Consider the following 3,384-nt stretch of genomic DNA (forward strand, 5'->3'; position numbering starts at 1 on the left):
AAAACGATCGTTTTACGATAGTTAAAATATGAATTGTAAAGACCAATTTTATCACATAATAGCATTAGTGTTTACGTTATACTTTTTTGTTACACTAAACTAATTATTGTGATTTTGCCATCATGCCTTCTCAATGCTTTTTATGTATTCTAACACTAACTGCAACTGTTCAGGAGGCATAATGCCAAGTTTATCAATAGCTTGTGCGGGCAGTGGGCTAAAGACACCAGTAGCTGACATGATAAGAATGTTCCCTGAATTATGCACTTCACCTTCAACAATTATTTCTGATTGCGTATGTTTAAGGTATTTTGCCGTGATGGTGTAGCTGTCATCAAACTGTGCTGGATGATGAAATTGGACTTCAATTTTTTTGGTCACGCAGACCATCTTAGCCAGAAGTACAGCTTCCCATCCCAGTATTTCATCCATAATGGTTGTTAAAATGCCACCGTGTAGGATGGTACCCCAGCCGATATGCCTCTCCAGTGGCTGAAACTGAGTATAAATAGCTTTACCATCAGTATAAAGTATCAGCTGTTTATTAATCGGGCTAGTCTCACATTTGCCAAAGCAACCTCTTTGATGTTCATGAGGTGTTAGTTTCTTCAGTTCAGAAAAATTAATCATCAATTGCCTCACTGTTATGCTCATTTGAAACTTGAAAATCAGAAATCGACTCAATCCACAGTGATACTTCACTATTATGCGATGTTTCGAGCTTAACGTGATTGCGGGCAATATTGATTACTTTGCCTGAAAAAGTCTTATCACCAATAATCGTAACAGTGACCTTACTATTATTTGTTTTTGCCTGCTGAAGTTGCTGAGTCACATCCATTTTATACCTCCTGTCATATCTGTATGAATATCGTTATATTATTCATAATTTAACCTGTTAAGCAATGTTATTCTATATCATCGAAACAAGCTTTGTTATAGTGGATATGCTGCATTAGTAAAGAGCTTTCGATCATTTATGTGGAAATTAGAAAAAACAGACGATAAAAAATACCCCTACCTGATTACCATTGAAAAATCAGAAAAAACCAATCTCAAACTGTTGGTGCAGAAAAAATGGCCATCAGATGATGAATCTGTTTTTTGTGTTCGTCATGATGCTAAGCCAGATATTAACGCAATCGAGTTGGTTGAAGAGGATGAAATTAGTTCAGTCAGATGGTTAGAAGACCAAACTAAGGTCTCAATTAAACTCAATCGCACGACTAATCAGCAATGTGAATTTAGATTTGTCACAAAAAAATATAAAAACAAGCCAGGTGACTATGAGCAGATATTCTTCAAATCCAAGCCTGATGATAAAGGTGCTTCAGTCTGGCGTGTTGAGGAGACAAGCAGTGATAAGTTTCCTTACCGAGTAAGCATCATAGAAAAAGGCAACCCAACGCTGTCACTTTTAACACAGGATAAATGGCCAGGTGCCAGTGGTAATATCTTTTGTATACGCGCCAATGAAAAACCAGAGATTATTTCTGGAAAGGTTATAGAAGAAGTGCCTGTTGTTTTTGTCAAGAGAGTAGGTAAACGTTTGTCTGTCATGCTTGATAGATCGATGAAAAAACGCTGTGAGTTTTTATTTTTGCGTAAGAAATATAAAACCAAAGAGGGAGATTATGAGCAGATTTTCTTTAGAACACAGCAGGGAATTAATCAGCACCGTACTCGTGGTAATTTAAGTTTACAGCCAAAACTGGCAGACCTAGAAGTGGTCATTGACAGTAATGAACGTTATCCTTGGAAATTTGGCGAGCACAACATTACAAGACAAAATCTGTCTGTTGGTGATTATGCACTGATGCTTGATAATGAGATCGAAGCAATTGTCGAGCGTAAAACGTTTGATAATATGTTGTCAGACATCGCTAAAATTCAGGTTTTACACCAGCAACTAACAGAGTTATCAACCTACCGTCATGCGGCAGTGGTGATCGAGGCACAGTATGGTGATTTTCTCTCCAGTGATAAAATAGGTAAATATTCATCACCTGCTCATATGCGAAGGGCGCTTGCTGAGCTATCCGTCTTACACCCTAATTTACCGATTATTTATGCAGGTAATAGAAAAGAAGCAAATCACTGGTCCTTAAGGTTCTTTGAAGCAGTACTCAAAAAACATAATGACCCAACCAATGATGCTATTGCAACAGCAGTTGCTAAAACGCGTACTACAAAGTCAACGCCACTGTGGCTAAAGGTTAAAAAGGCGATATTGCAGGAAATGCCAAATGAGTTTACGTTTGCAGATTTAAAAAACCATCTGTCAGATTTAACTGATCAGCAGATAAGGTCACAGCTTTATAAGCTAAGAGACGATAATGTCGTCAAAAGTGAAGGCAAAGCACGTGCAGTGAAATGGTTAAAAATTCAATAAGGCATACCCATGAAAAACCAGAATAATGATAATAAGAAATTCGATGAGATATTGTCTGAAACCAATAAATGCAAAAGCCCTGAAGAGGTAAAGAAAAAGCTAGAGGAATATGGTTTTGCATTTTATGATGATGGCGATGATATTGAAGATCAGGAGGAGTTGATAGCCAAACCTGAGACGCAAAGACAGCAACGGATTGTCTATTATTTTGAATCTAATATTCAACCCTCAGAAGACATACTATGTGATTTCCTAGCAGAAAAATATTCAGATGACTGCAATATGCCTTTGATCAGGAAATATTTTAAATCTGGCAATATTAACCTTAAGCACTTGATCATGTTTGGTTTGGATAACAACCCTAAAGATATGGGATTATTTAGTGACTTCCTTTTCTTCAGTGAATTTTCTTTTAATCTTATTGATATCATCAATATATGTACGCGCAGCTGTATTGCGATTGATAATGACGATGATTTTAAAGAAGCCTGTTATAGCTTCTATTGCTATTCCTGTGATCATGATTATGACGCCTATATGGCTTTGCTAGAGAATGATCATATTTCAAATGCCAAAAAAGAAATCGTGCGCAATCTAAGAGACAACCCGGATGATATCTTTCAATTTGATTTTGAGGATGATGATTCCGATATCATCAGTTACTCAAAACATTAATTAGTGGGTTTATCATTATCAAAGTACGCATAAATATTATTATTAGCATTATTCTCAAAAAGATTAACTTTTTTGATGTATCGTTGTTGCGTATTAAGTGACTGATTGGTAATTTCACGCATTTTGACCAAATCAGCACCGGCCAGTGCTGCACTGGTGTTGAAGTCAGAGCGTAATACATGCGGTGAGAGGTTAGTTGTATTGAGACCTGCCTGCTGACATCTCTTTTAAATAATCGATAAAATCCTTCATAAGAAAGTTGCTCTTTTCGGGCGCATTCGGAATTTGTGGGTATTTAGGCTGCTGCTTGCAATCCT

Annotated in this window: 4 protein-coding genes; 2 read left to right on the forward strand and 2 right to left on the reverse strand. The window is 36.8% G+C overall.

The window, feature by feature from the left end:
• Nucleotides 1-120: 120 nt before the first annotated feature.
• Both DNK84_RS10575 and DNK84_RS10580 read right to left on the reverse strand, forming a co-directional pair.
• Nucleotides 121-642: a PaaI family thioesterase gene (locus tag DNK84_RS10575; protein ID WP_162902385.1), complete on the reverse strand. Its 522-nt coding sequence runs from the start codon at nt 640-642 to the stop codon at nt 121-123.
• Nucleotides 623-841, reverse strand: a complete 219-nt coding sequence (locus DNK84_RS10580; protein WP_119344483.1) for a hypothetical protein — start codon at nt 839-841, stop codon at nt 623-625. Before DNK84_RS10580 ends, DNK84_RS10575 begins: the two co-directional genes overlap by 20 nt.
• A gap of 138 nt (nt 842-979) precedes the next feature.
• On the opposite strand from DNK84_RS10580, the gene DNK84_RS10585 reads away from it, so the two are divergent.
• Both DNK84_RS10585 and DNK84_RS10590 read left to right on the forward strand, forming a co-directional pair.
• The gene (locus tag DNK84_RS10585; RefSeq protein ID WP_119344484.1) at nt 980-2,392 is read left to right on the forward strand and encodes an ERCC4 domain-containing protein; all 1,413 of its coding nucleotides are present in this window, start codon (nt 980-982) and stop codon (nt 2,390-2,392) included.
• Between the two features lie 9 nt (nt 2,393-2,401).
• Nucleotides 2,402-3,067, forward strand: coding sequence for a hypothetical protein (locus DNK84_RS10590; RefSeq protein ID WP_119344485.1), 666 nt, complete (start codon nt 2,402-2,404; stop codon nt 3,065-3,067).
• Nucleotides 3,068-3,384: the final 317 nt, after the last annotated feature.

The organism is Facilibium subflavum (assembly GCF_003574485.1).
GTDB classification, from domain to species: domain Bacteria; phylum Pseudomonadota; class Gammaproteobacteria; order Francisellales; family Francisellaceae; genus Facilibium; species Facilibium subflavum.

What these genes read in the sequence shown, in the direction of transcription:
- DNK84_RS10580 (WP_119344483.1), bottom strand. Translation starts at nt 841, where the DNA reads ATGGATGTGACTCAGCAACTTCAGCAGGCAAAAACAAATAATAGTAAG.
- DNK84_RS10585 (WP_119344484.1), top strand. Translation starts at nt 980, where the DNA reads ATGTGGAAATTAGAAAAAACAGACGATAAAAAATACCCCTACCTGATT.
- DNK84_RS10590 (WP_119344485.1), top strand. Translation starts at nt 2,402, where the DNA reads ATGAAAAACCAGAATAATGATAATAAGAAATTCGATGAGATATTGTCT.